Origin of the sequence: Nonomuraea sp. NPDC049649, assembly GCF_040675175.1 — a bacterium.
GTDB lineage: Bacteria > Actinomycetota > Actinomycetes > Streptosporangiales > Streptosporangiaceae > Nonomuraea.
Map to the genome: position 1 here is coordinate 1 of NZ_JBFAOH010000106.1, position 1,468 is coordinate 1,468.

At 63.8% G+C, this 1,468-nt stretch carries 1 protein-coding gene; it reads right to left on the bottom strand.

What is annotated here, in order from left to right; translation table 11 throughout:
- Positions 1–1,007 precede the first annotated feature (1,007 nt).
- On the bottom strand, positions 1,008–1,373 hold the full coding sequence (locus AB0J42_RS37660; RefSeq protein ID WP_364303381.1) for a hypothetical protein: 366 nt from the start codon (positions 1,371–1,373) through the stop codon (positions 1,008–1,010).
- Positions 1,374–1,468 lie beyond the last annotated feature (95 nt).

A 1,468-nucleotide genomic window follows, 5' to 3' on the forward strand; every position in this document is an offset into this window, starting at 1 on the left:
TCAACGTCACTGTGAAGAAGATCCCGTTCTCGCCCTGCTTGTGCCACTTAAGGTCTGCTTGTCCTCATGTGTCACACCAGTCTGGCAGAGAGGGGCCGCCTGATAGCCGCGCTGGGAGATCTCCACTATTTCGGACTCGGCATGGCCTGCGTGGCCGACATGACCGCGGCTGAGGTGGCCCGGCGGCTGGAGGCGATACCGGCGGACAACGAGGAGGTCGCGGCGATCGCAGCGAATCCCCTGACGCATTTCGACGACAGCCAGACCATCGTCGGCGTCACGGAGGTCCCCGGCGGATGCATCGTGACCCAACCCTGGGGACCCCTCCCCTCCACGCCAGGAGTCACCAAACGCCTGTCGGCCAGCACCACCTGTTACGGCATGTACGACAACCCCAAGGGCGGCCATCACGGGACCCTCCTCCGTGACGGCATCCTCGAGGCGGCGACCCGTACCCGGACAACTTCACAGAGGAAATCCTCGCCACCTACCTCTACCAGGGTCACGCCGTGGCCTACTGCTGCGCCCGCACAGGTTTACGTCCGACCGACGCCAGGCCGATAACCGGCGCACCCGACGTATGGCTGAGGCTCCCCGAACGAGACCGGTTGACATGATCATCAGCGCCGCGCGATCGACGCGGAACTCGACACGCAGAAACGGACTCGGCGAGTTCCGGCTGCGACTGGCATGAAGAACTTGGCTGCCCTTGCGTTCTTCGAGGTGACTGCCGCCACGCGCAGAGCCGCAAGCACTCAGTCAGTCACCCAGGAACGCAGAAGGCCGCCTCCCGTAGCCGGAAGACGGCCTCTGACCTGGTGGAGATGAGGGGATTTGAACCCCTGACCCCTTCGATGCGAATCCCGGTGGGACGTGCTGCTCCTGATCACCGGATGCCATCTGGTGCTGTCAGGTGCCGTGATGGTGACGTCCGCTAGTCTCGACCGCGCTCCCGTGTCAGCGGGTTCGCTGACTTTTCGCTGACTCTGGCCTTCGTCGACATCGGCTCATGGTGTGTCGGCACTCAAGTCCCGTACTCGCACGTCGCCGTCACCGTCTCCGGTTACGACGACCACCCTTCCACCCACATGTGCGACCGCCACGTCCCCGACCCAGTTGGCGTATCTCATTCGTCCGCCCAGGGGTTTGCCGGTGCCCAGGTCCCACACCTGTACGGCACCGCCGCCATCTTCGTCGTAACCGCCACCGCTGAGGGCGATGAGTCTGCCGTTCACCTCTACGAGCGCCACAGTCCTGGCCCCATAGGCGTGGCCGGTCGGTATGGGTTCACCGACGAGTTGGCGGGTGGTTAAGTCCCATACCCGTATGTTCTCGTTCCGATCGAGGAAGACAGCGACCGGTCTGCCGTCCACCTGGTCGCGTCCGAGATGCGGTGTAAAAGTGAACGAGCGTAGGGTGCCGTGCTGAACCGACCAAAGTTCGCACTACGCAAGGACCTACGCTCGTG